Origin of the sequence: Pseudomonas sp. AD21 (genome assembly GCF_002878485.1) — a bacterium.
In the GTDB taxonomy this organism is placed as follows: Bacteria; Pseudomonadota; Gammaproteobacteria; order Pseudomonadales; family Pseudomonadaceae; genus Aquipseudomonas.
Genome location: NZ_NQYG01000011.1, coordinates 73,186 through 92,184 on the forward strand (window position 1 = coordinate 73,186; position 18,999 = coordinate 92,184).

Genomic DNA, 18,999 nt, shown 5'->3' on the forward strand with positions numbered 1-18,999 from the left:
GGATTTGACTGATGCTTAATGGCCTGTGGCTTGGCTTCTTCGTCGTGGCAGCAATATCTGCGCTGGTGCAGTGGCTGGTCGGCGGCAACGCCGGGATTTTCGCAGCGATGGTGGAAAGCATTTTCGCCATGGCCAAGCTGTCGGTCGAGGTGATGGTGCTGCTGTTCGGCACCCTGACCCTGTGGCTGGGCTTTCTGCGCATCGCCGAGAAGGCCGGGATCGTCGAATGGCTGGCCAGGGTCCTCGGGCCGCTGTTCCTGCGGCTGATGCCGGAAGTCCCGGCCGGCCACCCTGCCCTTGGTCTGATTACCCTGAACTTCGCTGCCAACGGTCTGGGCCTCGACAACGCGGCCACGCCCATCGGCCTGAAAGCCATGAAGGCGCTGCAGGAGCTCAATCCCAGTGCCACCGTCGCCAGTAACGCGCAGATCCTGTTCCTGGTGCTCAACGCCTCATCCCTGACCCTGTTGCCGGTGACGATCTTCATGTACCGCGCGCAGCAAGGTGCGCCGGACCCGACCCTGGTATTTCTGCCGATTCTGCTGGCGACCAGCTGCTCGACAATTGTCGGCTTCCTCTCGGTGGCATTCATGCAACGCCTGCGGATCTGGGACCCGGTGGTGCTGGCCTACCTGATCCCGGGGGCGCTGATCCTCGGCGGCTTCATGGCGCTGCTGGCGACGATGTCGGCCACGGCGCTGGCCGGGCTGTCGTCGATCCTCGGCAACCTCACGCTGTTCGGCCTGATCATGCTGTTTCTGGTGATTGGCGCATTACGCAAGGTCAAGGTCTACGAGGCCTTCGTCGAGGGTGCCAAAGAGGGCTTTGATGTCGCCAAGAACCTGCTGCCGTATCTGGTAGCGATGCTCTGTGCGATTGGCGTGCTGCGGGCCTCCGGGGCGTTGGACTTTGGTCTGGACGGCATCCGCCATCTGGTGCAATGGGCCGGTTGGGACACGCGCTTCGTCGATGCGCTGCCGACAGCGATGGTCAAACCGTTTTCCGGCAGCGCCGCGCGGGCGATGCTGATCGAGACCATGAAGACCTCGGGCGTCGACAGCTTCCCGTCGCTGGTGGCGGCGACGATACAGGGCAGTACCGAGACCACGTTCTATGTGCTCGCGGTGTATTTCGGCGCGGTGGGCATTCAGCGCGCACGGCATGCGGTGGGGTGTGCACTGCTGGCGGAGTTTGCTGGTGTGGTTGGCGCGATCGCGGTCTGCTACTGGTTCTTCGGTTAAACAAAAATCCAATGTGGGAGCGGGCTTGCTCGCGAATGCGGTGGGTCAGCTAGCAACAATGTTGACTGATACACCGCATTCGCGAGCAAGCCCGCTCCCACAGAGGGATTGTGTTGGGCTTAAGGTTTTTGGGGGGCCAATTTTTGGCCTTGGTCGATGGCCCAGGCCACGACTTTAGCGGTCAAGCGATCACTGGCCTGGCCAAACCCCGCGACCACCGCAGGCACCTGCACATCACTCAACAGCTGACGCTCTTCAAAGCGCCGGCTGGCCAGGATCCGCTGGTCATAACCACGCACCAGCAACGCATCGACCCGCACCACAACGCTGGCCTGATTGCCCTGATACTCGGTCTGAAACGCCTGCAAGCTGCCGCCCAGCTCCAGATCCGCAGCAAAGTTGCTGTCATCGGTGCTGAGCAACGTCACCCGCCCATCACGCGCAAAGCCGTCGAGCAGGCGATTACGCACCAGCACCGGCGCCGGATCGCTCCAGCGCGACGCCTTGTAGCTGCTGATCACGTCACCCTGTGGAATCACCGCGATGTTCGGCCGGTTCAGTGCTTCGCTGGCCTGCAATTTGTTCAGGCGCAGCGACCAGCGCTGAGTCGCGGCCGAACTGGCCGAAGCGGGCGCCTGAGTCGACGGCAAACGGTAGACATCCGACGGCTCGGCCTTGGGCAGGATCGAGCACGCGCTGATCAAGGAGAAGCTGGCGAGAAAAGCGAGGTGAGTCAGCTTCATGGCGTGAACTCCTTGTTCTTGTCACTGCCCAGCAGGTAACCGCTGGGGTTGGCCTCCAGGCGTTGAGAAATGGCGCGCAGCGAGGTCAGGGTCTCGCGCAGTTCGCGGATGGCCGGGGCCAGGCCATTGAGGCCCTGCATGCCGTTATCGAGGGAGTTCTGATTCTTGCTCAGCAGGCCGTTGATGGTGGCGCTGCTCTGCTCCAGCGACTTCATCGCCTGCTCGGCACTGCCCAGTGCCTGTTTGCCTTGATCGTTGAGCAGGCCGTTGGCGTTGCGCATCAGCAGCGATGTCTGTTCGAGCATGCTGCCGGCCTGTTTGCCGACACTCGCCAGTTGCTGCATGGCCTGACGCAAGTCGCCGCGCTGATCGTTGATCGAGCCGGTGGTCTGCTCCAGATGCGCCAGGGTGTTGCTCACACGCTCGACGTTCTCCGGGGAGAACATCTGGTTGGCATTGCTCAGCAGCGCGGTGATGCCGCTCATCAAGTCGTTGCTGTCGTTGAGCAGGCGTGAGATAGGCGAGGGCGCCGCGACGATGGTCGGCAACTCGCCGTCATGCCCGCGCAGTTTCGGGCTCTGCGGGGTGCCGCCGCTGAGCTGGATGATCGAGGTCCCGGTGATCCCGGCCAAGGCCAGTTTGGCCTGGGTGTCTTCCTTGACCGGCGTGTCGCCGCCGAGGCGAATCCGCGCCAATACCCGCCGTGGGTCTTTCGGGTCGAGACGCAGGCTGACCACGTCGCCGACCTTGATCCCGCTGTACTGCACCGGGCTGCCCTTGGACAGGCCGCTGACCGCCTCGTTGAAGACCACTTCGTAATCCTTGAACTCGGTGTCGACGCTGGACTTGGCCAGCCACAGGCCGAAGAGCAGGGCGCCCGCCACGACAATCACTGAGAACAGGCCGATCAACACATGATGGGCTCGGGTTTCCATGTCAGACCTCGTTGAGCAATTTGGCGGCGTCCAGCGCCGAGCGGCCGCGCGGGCCGTGAAAGTATTCGTGAATCCACGCGTCATCGGTTTCCGAGACCACGTCGATAGGGCCGGCGACCAGCACCTTCTTCTGCGCCAGCACCGCCACACGGTCGGTAATGGTGTAGAGCGTGTCGAGGTCGTGGGTCACCAGAAACACGCTCAGGCCCAGCGCATCGCGCAGGGTCAGGATCAGTTGATCGAACGCCGCCGCGCCAATCGGATCGAGGCCGGCGGTGGGTTCGTCGAGGAACAGGATGTCGGGGTCCAGCGCCAGTGCCCGGGCCAGCGCGGCGCGCTTGATCATGCCGCCGGACAGCGAGGCCGGGTATTTGTCCGCCGCCGACAGCGGTAGCCCGGCCAGCGCCAGTTTCACCGCCGCCAGATGCTCGGCGTCGTTGCGACTCAGGCCGGCGTGTTCGATCAGCGGCAGGGCGACGTTCTCGGTCACCGTCAGCGAGGAGAACAGCGCGCCTTTCTGGAACAGCACGCCGAAACGCCGTTCGACCAGCGAACGCTCATGCTCGGACAGGCTCGGCAGGTTCTGGCCGAACACCTTCACGTTGCCTTCGCTGGGCCGACGCAGCCCGACGATGCTGCGCAGCAGCACCGATTTGCCGCTGCCGGAGCCGCCAACCACGGCAAGGATTTCGCCTTTGTACAGATCCAGATCGAGGTTCTCGTGCACGCTCTGGCTGCCAAAGCGATTGCACAGGCCACGGACTTCAATCACCGCCTCCGAGGGCGCGCGGGGTAGACGACTCACCAGCCCATCTCCATGAAGAACAGCGCAGCCACCGCATCGAGCACGATCACCACGAAAATCGACTGCACCACGGCGGAGGTGGTGTGCGCGCCGACCGATTCGGCGCTGCCGCTGACCTTGAAGCCTTCCAGGCAACCGATCGTCGCGATCAGGAAGGCAAAGATCGGCGCTTTCACCAGACCGACCAGAAAATGCTGGATGCCAATGTCGCTTTGCAGCAGCGAGAGAAACATCGCCGGCGAGATCCCCAACGATACCGCACACACCACACCACCGCCGATGATGCCGCAGAGCATCGCCAGGAACGTCAGCATCGGCAACGCCACCAGCATCGCCAACACGCGGGGCACCACCAGCAGCTCCATCGGGTCGAGGCCGAGGGTGCGGATCGCGTCGATCTCTTCATTGGCCTTCATCGAGCCGATCTGCGCGGTGAACGCACTGGCAGTACGACCGGCCATCAGGATCGCCGTGAGCAACACGCCGAACTCGCGCAAAAACGAGAATCCCACCAGGTCCACGGTAAAGATCGTCGCGCCAAAACTGGCCAGCACCGTCGCGCCGAGAAACGCCACCACCGCGCCAACCAGAAAGGTCAGCAGCGCCACGATCGGCGCGGCGTCGAGGCCGGTCTGTTCGATGTGCGCAACGACGGGCGTGACCCGCCAGCGCTTGGGCCGGAACAGGTTGCGGGCGATGGTTTCGAGGATCAGGCCGATAAAACCCAACACTTGCAGAGTGTCCTGCCAGACCGTTTCCACCGCGCGCCCGATGCGGGTCAGCAGTTGCACGCTGACGCTGACTTCCGGCTCCTTGATCGGCACGCAGAAGTCGGTCAGAGAGCGATACACGGTTTGCAGCAGCGCGCGGTCAGCCGGGGAAATCGTGCAATCGGGGTGTTCGGCGGATTTGCCCAGGCGTTCGGAACCAAGCAGCTCAACCAGCAGGGACGCGCCAGCGGTGTCGAGGGCGCCGAGGCTGTTGAGATCAACCACGGTATTGGCGTCGTACTGGCCGTGGAGCTTTTCGGTCAGGTGCTTGAGGTCGGCGTAATGGGCAAGCGTCCAGTCCCCGGACACCCGCAGGCGGGCAGGGCTGAGCGACGTGTCCAGTCGGGCATTACCGGTCATCGAGCTGCTGGTCATAAGCTCCGTGCTTGTTCGGCTAAATACGCAGGCATACGTAATAGCACGAACCGGATTACTTTTCTTTGATCGCTGTGCTGTCCGTCACTTCGAAACGCAGCACACCGATCACCTGGCCGTCTTCGGTCAGCCCCCGCCCCTGCCACTTGCCCGCCGGGTTGCCAGGGAAGTTCTGCTTGTGCGTCCAGGCGCGGTAGCCTTCCTTGCGCCCGCCGTGGATATCGAGGGCGATGCGGTCGACTTCCTGACCGTTGAATTGCCACACGTGATAAATGCGCTCATCCAGCCCGCGCGGCGCGTTGATTGCGGTGTAGGCATAGAGCCCGCCGTTGCGGATCTGTTCGGCGCTGACCTCGTCGAGGCTGGCGCCGGGGGTGCGGTCCTGCAACTGGGTGCTGATCGCCACATCGGTCATCCACAGCGTGGCCGGCGGCACCCAGGAGCGCAGCATCCAGCCGACGGCGCCGATCCCGACGGTGATGCACAGGATCGCCAGCGCGTTGCGCACAGTGCGGATCGGGAAGATCGACGCCAGACTCGGGAACGACAGCACCACCGCCGTGCCTAGCGCCCACTTGAAACTCTGTGCGGTGGTCAGGTGCATGATCACTGGCAGCGCGGTAAGCAGGGCGGCGAACAGGGTCAGGGTGTGCAGCGCGAGAAACGCCCAGCGCCGTGGCGCCAGCCATTTGTAGTAGAGCGGGTCGACAATCGAGATCAGCGCGGCGATGCACAGCAGACCGGTGAAGATCAGCTGGCCGCTGTTCCAGGTGGTAGTGATGAAGAAAAACGGCAGGACGAAAAACAGGCTTTCCTGGTGGATCATCTGCGTTGCGTAACGTAGCAGCGGCTGGGGGATTTCCCGTTTGAAGATGCGGGTGAACAACCCGGTCAGGGTGTTTTCCAGCATCAGCCAGATCCAGCTGAGCAGCATGATGATGGTGATCCAGCTCGCCAGGCCTTGCTGGCGATCGACCAGAATGAAACTGCCGACCCCGGAGATGAAACCGCCAAGCGCAATGACCCCGGGGTAGCGCTTCATCAGTTCGAGAATGCGCTGGATCAGGAGGGTTATTTTCGACATGTGGACGGTTCACGACTGGGTAGGAAAAAACCCCGACAGAGTACCGTCCGCCAGGCGACGTGGCGAGGCTCCCGGTCAGTAAAATCACCACAGATCCCTGTGGGAGCGAGCTTGCTCGCGAAGGCGTCGTATCAGTCACTGCATTTGTTGCATGATCTACCGCATTCGCGAGCAGGCTCGCTCCCACAGGGTTAGTGTTCGGCTGGTTGGCGGCGGTGCAGGCGCCAGCCAATCAGCACCAGCAACACCACGCCGAGACCACCGGCAATCAACCACAACACCTGATCATCACTGAGCAACGGCTTCTCGATCCGCAAATACCCCGGCTGCAACAGCAACTCGCGCATGGCCTTGTTCGCGGTTTCCAGCGTCACGCCTTGCAGCTCCCGGGCCGGGTTGGCAAAGCGCCCGTCCTCGTAGTCGCCCAGCGCGCTCCAGTAGTAGTCGGCCATCGCGCTGTTGCCTTGCACCGCCCAGGCCTGATGGGCGATGGCCACCTGCTTGATCCGGGCGAAGGTGTCGGGGTCGAGGCCGTTTTTCAGCAGGTCGGCCTTGAGGTCTTTCAGCACCTGCTGGGCTTCGGCAAGGTCATCGCGATCGACATCGGCGTTGAGGCTCATGAAGCCGACCCCGCCAAACACTTCTCGCTCGGCCCATGGCCCGTAGGACAAGCCATGGTTCAGGCGGATCTGCCGGTACAGTGCCCAGTCGAGGTAGTCCTTGAGGATGTCGAAAGTCTCGTCGTACTGATCGTCCAGCATCGGCTCCGGCACCAGCCAGTGCAGCTTGGCGCTGTCGCCAATGAAGCCGCGGGTGAGGGTGCGTTCATGGGCCGCGCTGGTACGGATGTCCGGCAGCTCACGGTGCTCCGCCGGGTCCACTGCTTGGAGTGTGCCCCAGGTTCGCTCCAGATAAGCCGGCAGCAACTTGTCGAGCTCGCCGACGACGATCAGGGTCATGTTGTTCGGCGCGTACCAGGTCTTGCGCACCCTCTCCAGTTGCTGCTGGGTAAGGTGACCGACCTCGGCCCGTTGCGGGCATTTCAGGCCCAGTTCCACCGCCAGTTGATTGCTCGCGGTGTGGCCCAGATCCTGACGGTCGAGAAAGCGTTGCAGGCGCGTGTAATGGCCACCGTCCTCGCGCTCGACCACGCGTTTGGCGGCGTTGATCGCGTTGTCGTCGATGCGGGTCTGGGTCAGCAGGCCGAGCAGCAGGTCGAGGACCTTGCGCTGGTTCTTCGCCGGGGCTTCGATGACGAACGTGGTGTCAGCGTTGCTGGTGAACGCGTTCCACTCGCCGCCCAGCGCCTGCATGCGCTCCTCGAGACCGCCTTCACCCGTGGCATCGACGCCGCTGAACAGCAGATGCTCGAGCAGGTGCGGCAGCTCTTTTTCATCGCAGTCGAAATCGTCAAGGCCGACCCCCACCACCAGGCGGATCGCCACATGCCCGCGCTCGGTACCGGGCTTGAGCAACAGCTGCAAACCGTTGGGCAGCGCATAGCCCTCGACTTGAAATCGATCAACGGCGAAGGCGGGCAGGGAACCGAGCAACAGACAGGCGAACAACAGGCAACGCATAACAGGCTTCCGTACGGCTGATTTGGAGATCCGTGTCGTCAGTCAGGCCCTCATCGCGAGCAGGCTCACTCCTACATTTGGAATGCGTCCCCCTGTAGGAGTGAGCCTGCACGCGATAGCTTCCTGAAAGCTGAATCAATGTTACTGACTGACACCAGCCCCAGACGTTCAAGGCGAATGCGTAATGTCGGCAATATCATCCGCTTCCAGGGCCCCGGTATCCGCCGTTTCCAGCACCACATAAGCACTGCTGCAAAACAGCGAATTCAAGCGCTTCATGTCCGCAATCAGCTCAAGGTGCAGCGAACTGGTTTCCAGACTCTGCACGATCTTACGTTGCAAACGGCTGACATGGGCATGGGCCAGACGCCGTTCCTGCGCGCGGAAGCGACGTTTTTCGCGCAGCAACTGACGCGCGCTTTCCTTGTCCCCACTGAGAAACACCGACAGCCCCAGCCGTAGATTGGCTATCAGTTGCTGATGCAGTCCGGCCAGATCTTCCAGGCCTTCCTCGGAAAACGAGCGACGTTGCGAAGTTTTCTGCTGCTGCACCTTGCGCAGCATGCGTTCGATCAGGTCGCTCGCCAGTTTCAGGTTGATCGCCAGCTCGATGGTCTCCGCCCAACGCCGACTGTCCTGCTCGCCGAGATCCTCGCGCGGCATTTGCGCCAGATAAAGCTTGATCGCGCTGTACAGTGCTTCGACATCATCGGTCATGCGGCGCATTTCGAGGGTGACCGATGTCTGCTTGCCACGCAGCACATCGAGCGTGGCATCGAGCATGTTGTCGATCAGGTCGCCCATGCGCAGGGTCTCGCGAGCGGCATTGGCCAGCGCCAGACTCGGCGTGACCAGCGCTGTCGGGTCCAGATGCCGGGGTTTGGCGGTGCCGTTGACCTCCGGACGCTCCGGCAGTAGCCAGGCACACAGCCGCGCCATCGGCCCGACACTCGGCAGCAGGATCAGGCAGCGCGCGGTGTTGTAGAGCAGGTGGAAGCCGATGACCATTTCCTGCGAGCTGAAATCGAGGCTGTCGATCCAGTGCACCAGCGGATCGAGCACCGGAATGATCAGCAGCAGTCCGATCAGTTTGTACAGCAGGCTGCCCAAGGCCACTTGCCGCCCGGCCGCGTTCTGCATGCTGGTGCTCATGAACGCCAGCACACCGCTGCCGATGTTGGCGCCAATCACCAGACCGATCGCCACCGGCAGGCTGATCACGCTGGCGCCGGCCAGCGTGGCGGTCAGCAGCACGGCGGCGAGGCTGGAGTAGGAAATCATTGCGAACAGCGCGCCGACCAGGGCGTCGAGCAGGATGTCGCCGGTCAGCGAGGCGAAGATCACCTTCACCCCTTGGGCGTGGGTGATCGGTGCGGCGGCTTCGACGATCAGTTGCAGCGCGAGAATGATCAGCCCCAGGCCAATCGCCACCCGGCCCATCTGGCCGAGCCGCGTCTGTTTGCGCGACAGGAAGAAGATCACCCCGAGAAAAATCAGCAGCGGCGACAGCCACGACAGGTCGAACGTCAGCACCCGCGCCATCAGCGCAGTACCGACGTCGGCGCCGAGCATGGTCGCCAGCGCCGGGGTCAGCGCCATCAGGCCCTGGCCGACGAAAGAAGTGACGAGCATGGCGGTGGCGTTGCTGCTCTGTACCATCGCGGTCACGACGATGCCGGCCACAAAGGCGAGCCAGCGTTTGGACATGTTCTGGCCAATCACATGGCGCAGGTTGGTGCCGTACACCCGCAGGATGCCGGTTCGGACGATGTGCGTGCCCCAGATCAGCAGGGCCACGGCAGAAAGCAGATTGAGCAGGGTGAGCATGCAGACCCCCTGTAGTAGCAGCGCCCCAGAGGAGCAAGTTGACGGTACCGCGCGGTTTCTACGTTTTTGATACTTAAGCTGTAGTTGGCTAACGGACTGGGCGCCAGCATTGCACAGCTAAACAGTGGATTGAAACAAAAGTGTCATGAAAATGGGCTCATGCACGTCCCCTGTGATGCACAAACAAATGTAGGAGTGAGCCTGCTCGCGATAGGGCCATCAGCTTCAACATTGATGTTGACTGACAGGCCGCTATCGCGAGCAGGCTCACTCCTACAAGGGGTGTTGCGTATGTGCTACCGGATTACTGCCCCGGGATGTCCTTGCGCAGTTTCACTGGTTCCTGCTGCTTTTTCTTCTTGGCCATCGCCGTGCGCAGTTTGATGTTGATCGCTTCAACCGCCAGCGAGAAGCCCATGGCGAAGTAGACGTAGCCCTTCGGCACGTGCACGTCGAACGCTTCGGCAATCAGTACAGTACCGACCACCAGCAGGAACGACAGCGCGAGCATCTTCAGCGACGGGTGCTCGTCGATGAATTCGCTGATCTTGCCCGAGGCCAGCATCATCACCAGCACCGCCACGACAATCGCCGCGACCATCACCGGCACGTGGGACACCATGCCGACAGCGGTGATCACCGAATCCAGCGAGAACACGATGTCGATGATCGCGATCTGGATGATGGTGTAGAGGAAGTTGCCGCCCTTGCCCGAAGGCTCGTCGCCACTTTCGTCTTCGCCTTCAAGCGCGTGGTACATCTCTTGCGAGCTCTTCCACAGCAGGAACAGACCACCGAAGAACAGGATCAGGTCGCGACCGGAAATGCCCTGGCCGAACACCACGAACAGGTCGGCCGTCAGGCGCATGACCCAGGTGATCGACAGCAGCAACAGGATCCGCGTGATCATCGCCAGGCCAAGCCCGAAGATCCGCGTGCGCTGCTGCATGTGTTTGGGCATGCGGCTGACCAGGATCGAAATCATGATGATGTTATCGATGCCCAGAACGATTTCCAGGGCGGTCAGGGTAAAGAAGGCAACCCAGATTTCGGGGTTGGTCAGCCAATCCATGTGTATTCCTTTGAGCGAGTGTTAAACCATGACGCCAGCAAGCAGCTGGCGTCATGGTGAGTGAATGCCGTTACAACGTGCTGAACAGCGGGAAAGTCCCCAGCAGCAAGGCGGCCACCAGTATGCACAGGCAGACCAGCACTGCCCACTTCAGGGTGAAGCGCTGGTGGTCACCGAATTCGATACCGGCCAACGCCACCAGCAGGTAAGTCGACGGAACCAGTGGACTCAGCAGGTGGACGGGCTGACCGACGATCGAGGCACGGGCCATTTCCACCGCGGTGATGCCGTAATGGCTGGCCGCTTCGGAGAGCACCGGCAACACGCCGTAGTAGAACGCGTCGTTCGACATGAAGAACGTGAACGGCATGCTCACCAGCGCCGTGATGACCGCCAGGTACGGGCCGAGGAAGTCCGGAATCACCGCCAGCAGGCTTTTCGACATGGCGTCGACCATGCCGGTTCCGGACAGGATACCGGTGAAGATACCCGCCGCGAAAATCAGACTGACCACCGACAGCACGCTACCGGCGTGGGCCGAAACACGGTCCTTCTGCATTTGCAGGCAAGGGTAGTTGACGATCATCGCGATGCTGAACGCCACCATGAACAGCACCGGCAGCGGCAGCAGGCCGGCGATCAGGGTGCACATCAGCGCCAGGGTCAGCAGGCCGTTGAACCAGATCAGCTTCGGACGACGGGCATCCGGGAATTGTGACACGCTGATTTCGCTGTGATCGATCTCGTCGCCAATCAGGTGCAGCTCACCCAGACGCGCACGTTCACGTTTGCCGTAGAAGTAGGCAATGATCAGGATCGCCACCACACCGGCGGCCATCGCCGGGATCATCGGCACGAAGATGTCCGACGGATCGACATGCAGCGCACTGGCGGCACGGGCGGTCGGGCCACCCCAGGGGGTCATGTTCATCACGCCACCGGCGAGGATGATCAGACCGGCCATGATTCGCGGGCTCATGCCGATGCGGCTGTACAGCGGCAGCATGGCGGCCACGCAGATCATGTAAGTGGTCGCGCCGTCACCATCGAGGGAGACGACGAGCGCCAGCACGGCGGTACCGACCGAAACTTTCAACGGGTCGCCCTTGACCAGTTTGAGGATCTTGCGCACGGCCGGGTCAAACAGGCCGGAGTCGATCATCAGGGCGAAGTACAGAATGGCGAACATCAGCATCACGCCGGTCGGCGCGAGCTTGGTGATACCTTCGAGCATCATCGGGCCGATCTTCGGCGCAAAGCCACCGAACAGGGCGAACAGGATCGGGATGATGATCAGGGCGATCAGCGCAGACAGGCGCTTGGTCATGATCAGGAACATGAACGTGATGACCATGGCAAAGCCAAGGAAAGTCAGCATGGGAATACTCCAGGCGTAGCGCGGCGAGTGAAGTGAGCGGATCGGACGGGATCAGCGCAGAACGGGAAGCACGAGACGTACGGGCGGAGTTTCAGCGAGAAGGCGGGCTACAGAGGACATCAGAATCACCATTGTTGTTGTTAATTGGGCCTGACGTGCGAGCGATCACACGCCTTGGCCAACCGGTCTGTTGCCGGTAGTGGCGGCGATCCTAATCGGGCAACCTTTCAACTACCTTTCGCTGAAGAAAGCGTGGGGCGAATGGTCAACCGGCCGTCGGATGCAGCTAGAGTCAATCAATTCGGGGACGGGAGGGCGCGGACATGGGTGAATTGCACAACGGTGGCTGCCACTGCGGACACATTCGCTATCAGTTCAGCGGGACTTTACGTGACATCGCCCACTGCCATTGTTCGATCTGCCGCAAGGTCAGCGGTGGCATCGTCACCACGTGGATCACCGTGCCGATGGCCAGCTTTCAGTGGCTGACCGGGACGCCTTCGCGCTATGACTCGTCGAGCAGTTGCGCGCGCTACTTCTGTGCGCAGTGCGGGGCGCAGCTGGCGCTGGTGACCCTGCTCAGCCCCGAAAGCATCGATGTGACCATTGCCACGCTGGATCACCCGGAGCGCGCAGCAGCCGAGCGGCATATCTGGACTGACAGCCAGTTGCCTTGGCTGCGTCTTGACGAGCATCTGCCGGGGGAACCGGAAGAAACTCTTTGATTAAAAAATAGACAGGTCCAGCGGGCGGATCGCGCCCATCCAGATCGCATGCTCGGTGTGGTCGAGCAAATCATCGCCAGTGTCCGGGTGCAGGAACACCACCAGTCCCTTGCGATTGAGCGCCAGCCACGGCAGCACCTCGCCAATCAGCTCCGGGCCAAAGGCCAGTTGGCAGCTCCAGTCCGGGTGCGGGCCGACCGGGCGCTCGTGCATCCGGCCCATCTTCAAGGTAAATGTCTGCGCCGCCAGTTCGCACAAGGCCCGGGCCTGGGCGATCGTGCTGGCGTCGTAATAGATATGGGCGTGGTAGCCCTTGATCGTGTGCATCTGCAAGCCTCTGAATCGATTCGAACCCTCGCCGTTTCCTGTGGGTCACACGCGATATGACAGGAACAGGAGCTCAGCCATGAAAAATGCCGAAACCCCGGCGGTGAAGGTAGTGCTCTATGGTGCCATGGCCAGCCTCGGCGGCGCGTTGATGGCTGAAATGCTGCGCAGGCAGCATGAAGTCATCGCGATTCTCGACGATTTGAACGTACTCGCGCCACGTCCCGGCCTGCGCACCAAGAGTGGCGATCTGTTCGACGCCGAGCGGGTCAAGCAAAGCGTAGCGGGCAGCTCGGCGGTGATCTGCTTGCTGGACGCGCCAGGCCTGCCGTTCAGCAGCGACCATGTGGAACGCTCCGTGGTGCTGGGGCCGGTGGAACAGGTGCTGGCGGTCGATGCGTTGGTCGACGGCCTGCAAGCGGCCAACGTGTCACGGCTGTTTCTGGTGGGGAATTTTGCCGTGCTCGACGAGCCGGATCTGGACGACGAGCTGCAACGCCACGCCGCCGAAGAAATCCGCGAAGCCCTGCAAAGCAGCCCGTTGCAATGGACGCTGGTGAACGCGCCCCACGGTGTAGCGGGGCTGACCATCGAGCATTTCAGCCAGGTCGGCAGCAATCTCGAGCCGGGGCTGACGGAGCCGCTGGAACGCCTGAACCGGGTCGCGGTGGGAATTGCCGATGAGCTGCGGCTGAACCTGCATGTGCATCAGCATGTGAATTTCGTGGCCGCCTCTGACTGAATCCTCAAACCGCAATCGACGGCAGCGCCAGCCCGCTGAGGGATTCGGCGCTGCTCGCCTGCTCGGCCATCAACCAGTCGACAAACTGTTGAATCAACGCACCACGGCGTTTACGTTGTGGCAGCACCACGTAATAACCCAAACGCGACAGTGTGGTCTCGGCAATGGGCCGGCACAGCAAGCCCTGAGTCAGCAAGTTATCCACAAGGTGACGCCAGCCGATAGCGACGCCCTGACCGCCAATGGCCGCTTGAATCAACAGCGTGTAATTGTCGAAACGCAATTGCCCCGGTGCCGGCGGGGTCGTGATGCCCAGTTCGCGAAACAGGCCGCTCCAGTCGAACCAGTTGCTGCTGTTTTCACCGCGCAGGTGCAGCAGCGGAAACTCCAGCAACGCCTGCGCGGGCAAGGGCAGGGGCCGGTCCTTGAGCAACTGCGGGCTGCACACCGGAAACACTTCTTCGCTGAACAGCCAATGGCTTTCACCCTGCTTGAAGCGCCCATCGCCAAACAGCACCGCGACATCGATGTCGGTGCGCAGCATGTTGTGGTTGCGCTCGCTGGTCACCAGGCTGACGTCGACCTGCGGATTGGCTTCATGAAAGCGGTGCAGGCGCGGCATCAGCCAATACGCGGCAAAGGCGAAATCGGTGGCGACCTGCAACACCTCATGTTGCTGCTGTGTACTGATTGCGCTCAACCCTGCATCGATATGCTGCAGACCGAGCTTAACCTGCTCGAACAGGATCGTCCCGCCCTCGGTCAGTTCGATACCGCGGTAGATCCGGTCAAACAGCCGCGTACCCAGCTGTTCTTCCAAACGCTTGATCTGCTGGCTGATCGCCGGTTGCGTGGTGCCCAGTTCCACCGCCGCCGCGGTAAAGCTGCGATGGCGCGCCGCTGCCTCAAAAGCGCGCAGCAGGTCGAGCGACAGGTTTCCGAGGGCGTCATACATAAGCTGGGCTTATCCTAGTCATTGTCCGGCGCGGGCTTTACCGGACTGGGCATGGACTCCATGCTCGATCGCAGCAATGTCGCATAAATATTCACTATGGAATGCCGCGATCACATGAAGCGCAAGAACATTCTTTTCATCATGGCCGATCAAATGGCCGCGCCAATGTTGCCGATCTATGGCCCGTCGCCAATCAAACTGCCGAATCTTTCGCGTCTCGCCGCCCAAGGCGTGGTGTTCGACGCCGCTTACTGCAACAGCCCATTGTGCGCGCCGTCGCGTTTCACCCTGGTCAGCGGCCAGTTGCCGAGCAAGATCGGCGCCTACGACAACGCCGCCGATTTCCCCGCCGATATTCCGACCTACGCCCACTACCTGCGCCGCCTCGGCTATCGCACGGCGCTGTCGGGCAAGATGCATTTCTGCGGCCCGGATCAACTGCATGGTTATGAAGAACGCCTGACCAGCGACATCTATCCGGCCGACTACGGCTGGGCAGTGAACTGGGACGAACCGGACGTGCGCCCGAGCTGGTATCACAACATGTCCTCGGTGCTGCAGGCCGGGCCATGCGTGCGCACCAACCAGCTCGACTTCGATGAAGAGGTGGTGTTCAAGGCCCAGCAGTACCTGTTCGACCATATTCGCGAGGACGGCGACCAGCCGTTCTGCCTAACCGTGTCGATGACCCACCCCCACGACCCGTACACGATTCCCAAGGCGTTCTGGGATTTGTATGACGACGGCGACATCCCGTTGCCGACCACCCCGGATCAACATTCCCTCGATCCACACTCGCAGCGTCTGCTCAAGGTCTACGACTTGTGGGACAAGCCGCTGCCGGTGGCCAAAATCCGCGACGCACGCCGGGCGTACTTCGGGGCTTGCAGCTATATCGACGCCAACGTCGGCAAACTCCTGCAAACCCTCGAGGATACCGGTCTGATCGACGACACCATCATCGTCTTCTCCGGCGACCACGGCGACATGCTCGGCGAGAAAGGCCTCTGGTACAAAATGCACTGGTTCGAGATGGCGGCCCGCGTGCCCCTGTTGATAAGTGCCCCAAGTCAGTTCGCTGCCGGGCGGATCAGTGCTGCCGTGTCCACCGCTGACCTGTTGCCGACCTTCGTCGAGCTGGCTGGCGGCACGCTGGAACCGGGCCTGCCACTGGACGGCCGCTCGCTGTTGGCGCACCTGCAAGGGCAGGGTGGCCACGACGAAGTGTTCGGCGAGTACATGGCCGAAGGCACGGTCAGCCCGCTGATGATGATCCGTCGCGGCGCGTACAAGTTTATCTACAGCGAAAGCGACCCTTGCCTACTCTTCGATGTGCACAACGACCCGCGTGAACGCGAAGAACTCAGCCAGTCGCCGCAACATCGCCAGCTGTTCGACGATTTTCTCGCCGAAGCGCGGACCAAGTGGGACATTCCGGCAATCCACCGCGATGTGCTCGCCAGCCAGCGCCGCCGCCGTTTCGTCGCCGAGGCGCTGACCCTCGGCAAGCTGAAGAGCTGGGATCACCAGCCGCTGGTGGACGCCAGTCAGCAGTACATGCGCAACCACATCGACCTCGACGATCTGGAGCGCAAGGCCCGTTATCCACAACCCTGCCAAAACCAATAATGTTAAGGGGAAGTCCATGCGCAAGTTATCCACAGCACTGACGATTGGCCTGTTGGCCCTGGGCAGTGCCTCGGCCTTCGCCGAGCAAAGCTGCGAAACAGTGAAGATGGCCGATCCGGGCTGGAGCGACATCGCCGCGACCAACGCCATCGCCGGTTTTTTGCTGGACGGCATGGGCTACAAGGCCAAGGTCGACACCCTCGCGGTACCGATCACCTTTGGTGGTTTGAAGGACGGCCAGGTGGACGTGTTCCTCGGTAACTGGATGCCGGCGCAGCAGGGCTTCTACGACAAATTCGTCGCCACTGGCGACGTGACGCAACTGGCGAAGAACCTCGACGGCACCGAGTTCACCCTGGCCGTGCCGGACTACGTGTGGGACGCCGGTGTGCACAATTTTGCCGACCTGAACAAATACGCCGATAAATTCGAGAAGAAGATCTACGGCATCGGCTCGGGTGCGCCAGCGAACATCTCGTTGCAGGAAATCATCAAGAAGAACGACTTCGACCTCGGTCAGTGGAAGCTGATCGAGTCCAGCGAACAGGCGATGCTCGCCGAAGTCTCGCGGGCGGTGAAGAAGCAGAAATTCGTCACCTTCCTCGGCTGGACCCCGCACCCGATGAACGTGCAGTTGAAAATGCATTACCTGAAGGGCGGCGAGAAATACTTTGGCGACACCGGCAGCGTGTTCACGTTAACGCGCAAAGGCTACGCCGAGGCCTGTCCGAATGTGGGTAAATTGCTGACCAATCTTTCGTTCACGCAGGAGATGGAAAACAGCATCATGGCTGAGGTGGTGAACAAGAAGGTCACTAATGCCGCGGCGGCGAAGGCGTGGATCAAGGCGAATCCGGCGGTGTTGGACAAGTGGCTGGACGGGGTGAAGACGGTTGACGGGAAGGATGCGTTGGCGGCGGTTAAGGCGAAGCTTTGATTTATGGGTTTGTTGGAATTGGGCTTGGCTTGAGATTTTTGCCCCCTCACCCCAGCCCTCTCCCCCAAGGGGGCGAGGGGGAAGGGAGCCGATATTTGTTGGATTCTAAACTTGCGCTCAACTCCGAAATTGCAGGTCGGTGCATCTCCATCAAACACCTCGGTCAGTCCCCTCTCCCTCCGGGAGAGGGCTAGGGTGAGGGCCCTTTCCCTGACACCCTGATAACCTTGAACAAAACCCCAACCGCGAGGATCCATGGCCTCCCCCAGCCGCCACTCTCTCTTCCCTTTTCTCACCTGGCTCCCGCGGCAAACACGCGCCAGCGTAGGACGGGATCTGATCATCGGCCTCAGCGGCGCAATTCTCGCGTTACCCCAGTCGATTGCCTACGCGCTGATAGCCGGTCTCCCACCCGAATATGGCCTCTACGCTGCGATCATCCCAGTGTTGATCTCCTGTTTGTGGGGTTCATCTTGGCACCTGATCTGCGGCCCGACAGCCGCCATCTCCATAGTGCTGTTCGCCAGCGTCAGTCCTCTGGCCGTGCCGGCGTCGCAGGACTACATCACTCTGATCCTGCTGCTGACCTTCCTCGCCGGGATTTTCCAGTGGCTGCTCGGCCTGCTGCGCTTCGGCGCTTTGGTGAATTTCGTCTCGCATTCAGTGGTGCTGGGTTTCACCCTTGGCGCAGCGGTGGTGATTGCCATCGGGCAACTGCCGAACCTGTTGGGGCTGGACCTTCCGGCGAAAGCCACAGCACTGGCCAGCCTGATGGACTTGCTGCAGCACCTGCGGGCTGTGGATAAACCTTCACTGGTATTGGGCGTGGCCACGGTAGTGGTCGGTTTCGTGCTCAAACAACTGCTACCACGCTGGCCAACCCTGTTGATAACCCTGGTGCTGGGCAGTGCGGTAGTGTGGCTATGGCCGTCGATATTCGGTCATGTGCATCTGGTCAGCGCCTTTGTCGGGCGTTTGCCACCGTTCAGTGGTTTGCCGCTGGATCTGGATCTGATTCTGCGATTGCTGCCGAGCGCGGTGGCGGTGGGCATGCTCGGGCTGGTCACCAGCCTGTCGATTGCCCGCTCGATTGCTGCACGCTCGCAGCAGTTGCTCGATGCCAATCAGGAAGTTCGCGCGCAGGGCTTATCGAATATCGTCGGTGCGTTCTTCTCCGGGTCGCTGTCGGCCGGCTCGTTCACCCGTTCAGGCCTGAGTTACGAGGCAGGCGCCTGTTCGCCGCTGGCCGGGGTGTTTTCGGCGATCTGGGTCGCGTTGTTCGCGATTTTCGGCACGGGCCTGATCTCGCACATTCCAATTCCGGCCATGGCCGGGAGCATTCTGCTGATCGCCTGGGGACTGGTGGATCATCGCGGCATCCGCTCGTTGCTGCGGGTCAGCCGCGCCGAGTTCGTGGTCATGGCGCTGACGTGCCTCGCGACCCTGCTGCTGGAATTGCAGACGGCAATCTATGCCGGGGTGCTGGCGTCGCTGTTCTTCTACCTCAAGCGCACCTCACAACCGCGCGTACAACATTGGCGCGATGGCGAGGACGATGTGCTGCGGGTCGGTGGCTCAATCTTCTTCGGTGCCAGCCATTATCTGCAAGTACGCCTGCAACGGCTGCACGGCACGCGGGTGGTGATCGAGGCGCAGCAGATCAACTTCATCGATTATTCGGGGGTGGAGATGCTGCACCAGGAAGCGCGGCGCCTGCTGCGCCAGGATCGCAGCCTGACCTTGCGCCGCGCACGGCCACAGGTGGTGGAGGAGTTGAGGAAGCTGGAAGGGCCGGAGAAATGCCCGATCCGGTTTGAAGATTGATCCAGGATCGGCGGTGTGGCCATTCGCGAGCAAGCCCGCTCCCACATTGA

17 protein-coding genes are annotated in these 18,999 nt (G+C 61.6%); 6 read left to right on the top strand and 11 right to left on the bottom strand.

Going from position 1 to position 18,999, the window contains the following annotated elements; genetic code table 11:
- Positions 1–11: 11 nt before the first annotated feature.
- Positions 12–1,241 carry a nucleoside recognition domain-containing protein gene (locus PseAD21_RS09630; RefSeq protein ID WP_102355476.1) on the top strand — a complete coding sequence of 410 codons (1,230 nt, stop codon included), beginning with the start codon at positions 12–14 and terminating at the stop codon, positions 1,239–1,241.
- 119 nt (positions 1,242–1,360) lie between these two features.
- Here the strand turns inward: PseAD21_RS09630 and PseAD21_RS09640 are convergent, their stop codons facing one another.
- The 9 genes from PseAD21_RS09640 to PseAD21_RS09690 all read right to left on the bottom strand — a co-directional run bounded on the left by PseAD21_RS09640 (position 1,361) and on the right by PseAD21_RS09690 (position 11,810).
- Positions 1,361–1,984: an ABC-type transport auxiliary lipoprotein family protein gene (locus tag PseAD21_RS09640; RefSeq protein WP_102355478.1), complete on the bottom strand. Its 624-nt coding sequence runs from the start codon at positions 1,982–1,984 to the stop codon at positions 1,361–1,363.
- The gene (locus tag PseAD21_RS09645; protein ID WP_102355479.1) at positions 1,981–2,919 is read right to left on the bottom strand and encodes an MlaD family protein; all 939 of its coding nucleotides are present in this window, start codon (positions 2,917–2,919) and stop codon (positions 1,981–1,983) included. The genes PseAD21_RS09640 and PseAD21_RS09645 overlap by 4 nt, the downstream gene beginning before the upstream one ends.
- Before the next feature lies 1 nt (position 2,920).
- A complete protein-coding gene (locus PseAD21_RS09650; protein ID WP_007962720.1) occupies positions 2,921–3,724 on the bottom strand; it encodes an ABC transporter ATP-binding protein in 804 nt (267 codons plus the stop codon).
- A complete protein-coding gene (locus PseAD21_RS09655; RefSeq protein ID WP_102355480.1) occupies positions 3,721–4,869 on the bottom strand; it encodes an ABC transporter permease in 1,149 nt (382 codons plus the stop codon). The genes PseAD21_RS09650 and PseAD21_RS09655 overlap by 4 nt, the downstream gene beginning before the upstream one ends.
- Before the next feature lie 55 nt (positions 4,870–4,924).
- The gene (locus PseAD21_RS09660; protein WP_102355481.1) at positions 4,925–5,953 is read right to left on the bottom strand and encodes a DUF5924 family protein; all 1,029 of its coding nucleotides are present in this window, start codon (positions 5,951–5,953) and stop codon (positions 4,925–4,927) included.
- 191 nt (positions 5,954–6,144) lie between these two features.
- Complete coding sequence (locus PseAD21_RS09670) at positions 6,145–7,533, bottom strand: pitrilysin family protein (RefSeq protein WP_102355483.1); 1,389 nt, start codon at positions 7,531–7,533, stop codon at positions 6,145–6,147.
- A gap of 168 nt (positions 7,534–7,701) precedes the next feature.
- Positions 7,702–9,360 carry a Na/Pi cotransporter family protein gene (locus tag PseAD21_RS09675; protein ID WP_102355484.1) on the bottom strand — a complete coding sequence of 553 codons (1,659 nt, stop codon included), beginning with the start codon at positions 9,358–9,360 and terminating at the stop codon, positions 7,702–7,704.
- 304 nt (positions 9,361–9,664) lie between these two features.
- Complete coding sequence (locus tag PseAD21_RS09685; protein WP_102355485.1) at positions 9,665–10,432, bottom strand: TerC family protein; 768 nt, start codon at positions 10,430–10,432, stop codon at positions 9,665–9,667.
- 70 nt (positions 10,433–10,502) lie between these two features.
- Complete coding sequence (locus PseAD21_RS09690; protein WP_102355486.1) at positions 10,503–11,810, bottom strand: CitMHS family transporter; 1,308 nt, start codon at positions 11,808–11,810, stop codon at positions 10,503–10,505.
- A 323-nt stretch (positions 11,811–12,133) separates the two neighbouring features.
- Here PseAD21_RS09690 and PseAD21_RS09695 point away from each other — a divergent pair, with 323 nt between their 5' ends.
- Positions 12,134–12,535 carry a GFA family protein gene (locus PseAD21_RS09695; protein ID WP_102355487.1) on the top strand — a complete coding sequence of 134 codons (402 nt, stop codon included), beginning with the start codon at positions 12,134–12,136 and terminating at the stop codon, positions 12,533–12,535.
- On the opposite strand, the gene PseAD21_RS09700 is transcribed toward PseAD21_RS09695, so the two are convergent.
- Positions 12,536–12,862 carry a DOPA 4,5-dioxygenase family protein gene (locus PseAD21_RS09700; protein ID WP_102355531.1) on the bottom strand — a complete coding sequence of 109 codons (327 nt, stop codon included), beginning with the start codon at positions 12,860–12,862 and terminating at the stop codon, positions 12,536–12,538.
- Positions 12,863–12,941: 79 nt separating this feature from the next.
- Here PseAD21_RS09700 and PseAD21_RS09705 point away from each other — a divergent pair, with 79 nt between their 5' ends.
- Positions 12,942–13,604: an NAD(P)-dependent oxidoreductase gene (locus PseAD21_RS09705; RefSeq protein WP_102355488.1), complete on the top strand. Its 663-nt coding sequence runs from the start codon at positions 12,942–12,944 to the stop codon at positions 13,602–13,604.
- 4 nt (positions 13,605–13,608) lie between these two features.
- Here PseAD21_RS09705 and PseAD21_RS09710 read toward each other — a convergent pair whose 3' ends face one another.
- Positions 13,609–14,559, bottom strand: coding sequence for a LysR family transcriptional regulator (locus PseAD21_RS09710; RefSeq protein ID WP_102355489.1), 951 nt, complete (start codon positions 14,557–14,559; stop codon positions 13,609–13,611).
- Between the two features lie 114 nt (positions 14,560–14,673).
- On the opposite strand from PseAD21_RS09710, the gene betC reads away from it, so the two are divergent.
- From betC to PseAD21_RS09725, 3 genes are all read left to right on the top strand, one after another.
- Positions 14,674–16,188 carry a choline-sulfatase gene (gene betC / locus PseAD21_RS09715; protein WP_102355490.1) on the top strand — a complete coding sequence of 505 codons (1,515 nt, stop codon included), beginning with the start codon at positions 14,674–14,676 and terminating at the stop codon, positions 16,186–16,188.
- A gap of 16 nt (positions 16,189–16,204) precedes the next feature.
- Complete coding sequence (choX, locus tag PseAD21_RS09720) at positions 16,205–17,125, top strand: choline ABC transporter substrate-binding protein (protein WP_102355491.1); 921 nt, start codon at positions 16,205–16,207, stop codon at positions 17,123–17,125.
- Between the two features lie 255 nt (positions 17,126–17,380).
- Positions 17,381–18,949 (top strand): SulP family inorganic anion transporter, encoded by a 1,569-nt coding sequence (locus tag PseAD21_RS09725; protein WP_102355492.1) that lies wholly within the window; start codon positions 17,381–17,383, stop codon positions 18,947–18,949.
- Positions 18,950–18,999 lie beyond the last annotated feature (50 nt).

What these genes read in the sequence shown, in the direction of transcription:
- PseAD21_RS09630 (WP_102355476.1), top strand. Translation starts at nt 12, where the DNA reads ATGCTTAATGGCCTGTGGCTTGGCTTCTTCGTCGTGGCAGCAATATCT.
- PseAD21_RS09640 (WP_102355478.1), bottom strand. Translation starts at nt 1,984, where the DNA reads ATGAAGCTGACTCACCTCGCTTTTCTCGCCAGCTTCTCCTTGATCAGC.
- PseAD21_RS09645 (WP_102355479.1), bottom strand. Translation starts at nt 2,919, where the DNA reads ATGGAAACCCGAGCCCATCATGTGTTGATCGGCCTGTTCTCAGTGATT.
- PseAD21_RS09655 (WP_102355480.1), bottom strand. Translation starts at nt 4,869, where the DNA reads ATGACCAGCAGCTCGATGACCGGTAATGCCCGACTGGACACGTCGCTC.
- PseAD21_RS09660 (WP_102355481.1), bottom strand. Translation starts at nt 5,953, where the DNA reads ATGTCGAAAATAACCCTCCTGATCCAGCGCATTCTCGAACTGATGAAG.
- PseAD21_RS09670 (WP_102355483.1), bottom strand. Translation starts at nt 7,533, where the DNA reads ATGCGTTGCCTGTTGTTCGCCTGTCTGTTGCTCGGTTCCCTGCCCGCC.
- PseAD21_RS09675 (WP_102355484.1), bottom strand. Translation starts at nt 9,360, where the DNA reads ATGCTCACCCTGCTCAATCTGCTTTCTGCCGTGGCCCTGCTGATCTGG.
- PseAD21_RS09685 (WP_102355485.1), bottom strand. Translation starts at nt 10,432, where the DNA reads ATGGATTGGCTGACCAACCCCGAAATCTGGGTTGCCTTCTTTACCCTG.
- PseAD21_RS09690 (WP_102355486.1), bottom strand. Translation starts at nt 11,810, where the DNA reads ATGCTGACTTTCCTTGGCTTTGCCATGGTCATCACGTTCATGTTCCTG.
- PseAD21_RS09695 (WP_102355487.1), top strand. Translation starts at nt 12,134, where the DNA reads ATGGGTGAATTGCACAACGGTGGCTGCCACTGCGGACACATTCGCTAT.
- PseAD21_RS09700 (WP_102355531.1), bottom strand. Translation starts at nt 12,862, where the DNA reads ATGCACACGATCAAGGGCTACCACGCCCATATCTATTACGACGCCAGC.
- PseAD21_RS09705 (WP_102355488.1), top strand. Translation starts at nt 12,942, where the DNA reads ATGAAAAATGCCGAAACCCCGGCGGTGAAGGTAGTGCTCTATGGTGCC.
- PseAD21_RS09710 (WP_102355489.1), bottom strand. Translation starts at nt 14,559, where the DNA reads ATGTATGACGCCCTCGGAAACCTGTCGCTCGACCTGCTGCGCGCTTTT.
- betC (WP_102355490.1), top strand. Translation starts at nt 14,674, where the DNA reads ATGAAGCGCAAGAACATTCTTTTCATCATGGCCGATCAAATGGCCGCG.
- choX (WP_102355491.1), top strand. Translation starts at nt 16,205, where the DNA reads ATGCGCAAGTTATCCACAGCACTGACGATTGGCCTGTTGGCCCTGGGC.
- PseAD21_RS09725 (WP_102355492.1), top strand. Translation starts at nt 17,381, where the DNA reads ATGGCCTCCCCCAGCCGCCACTCTCTCTTCCCTTTTCTCACCTGGCTC.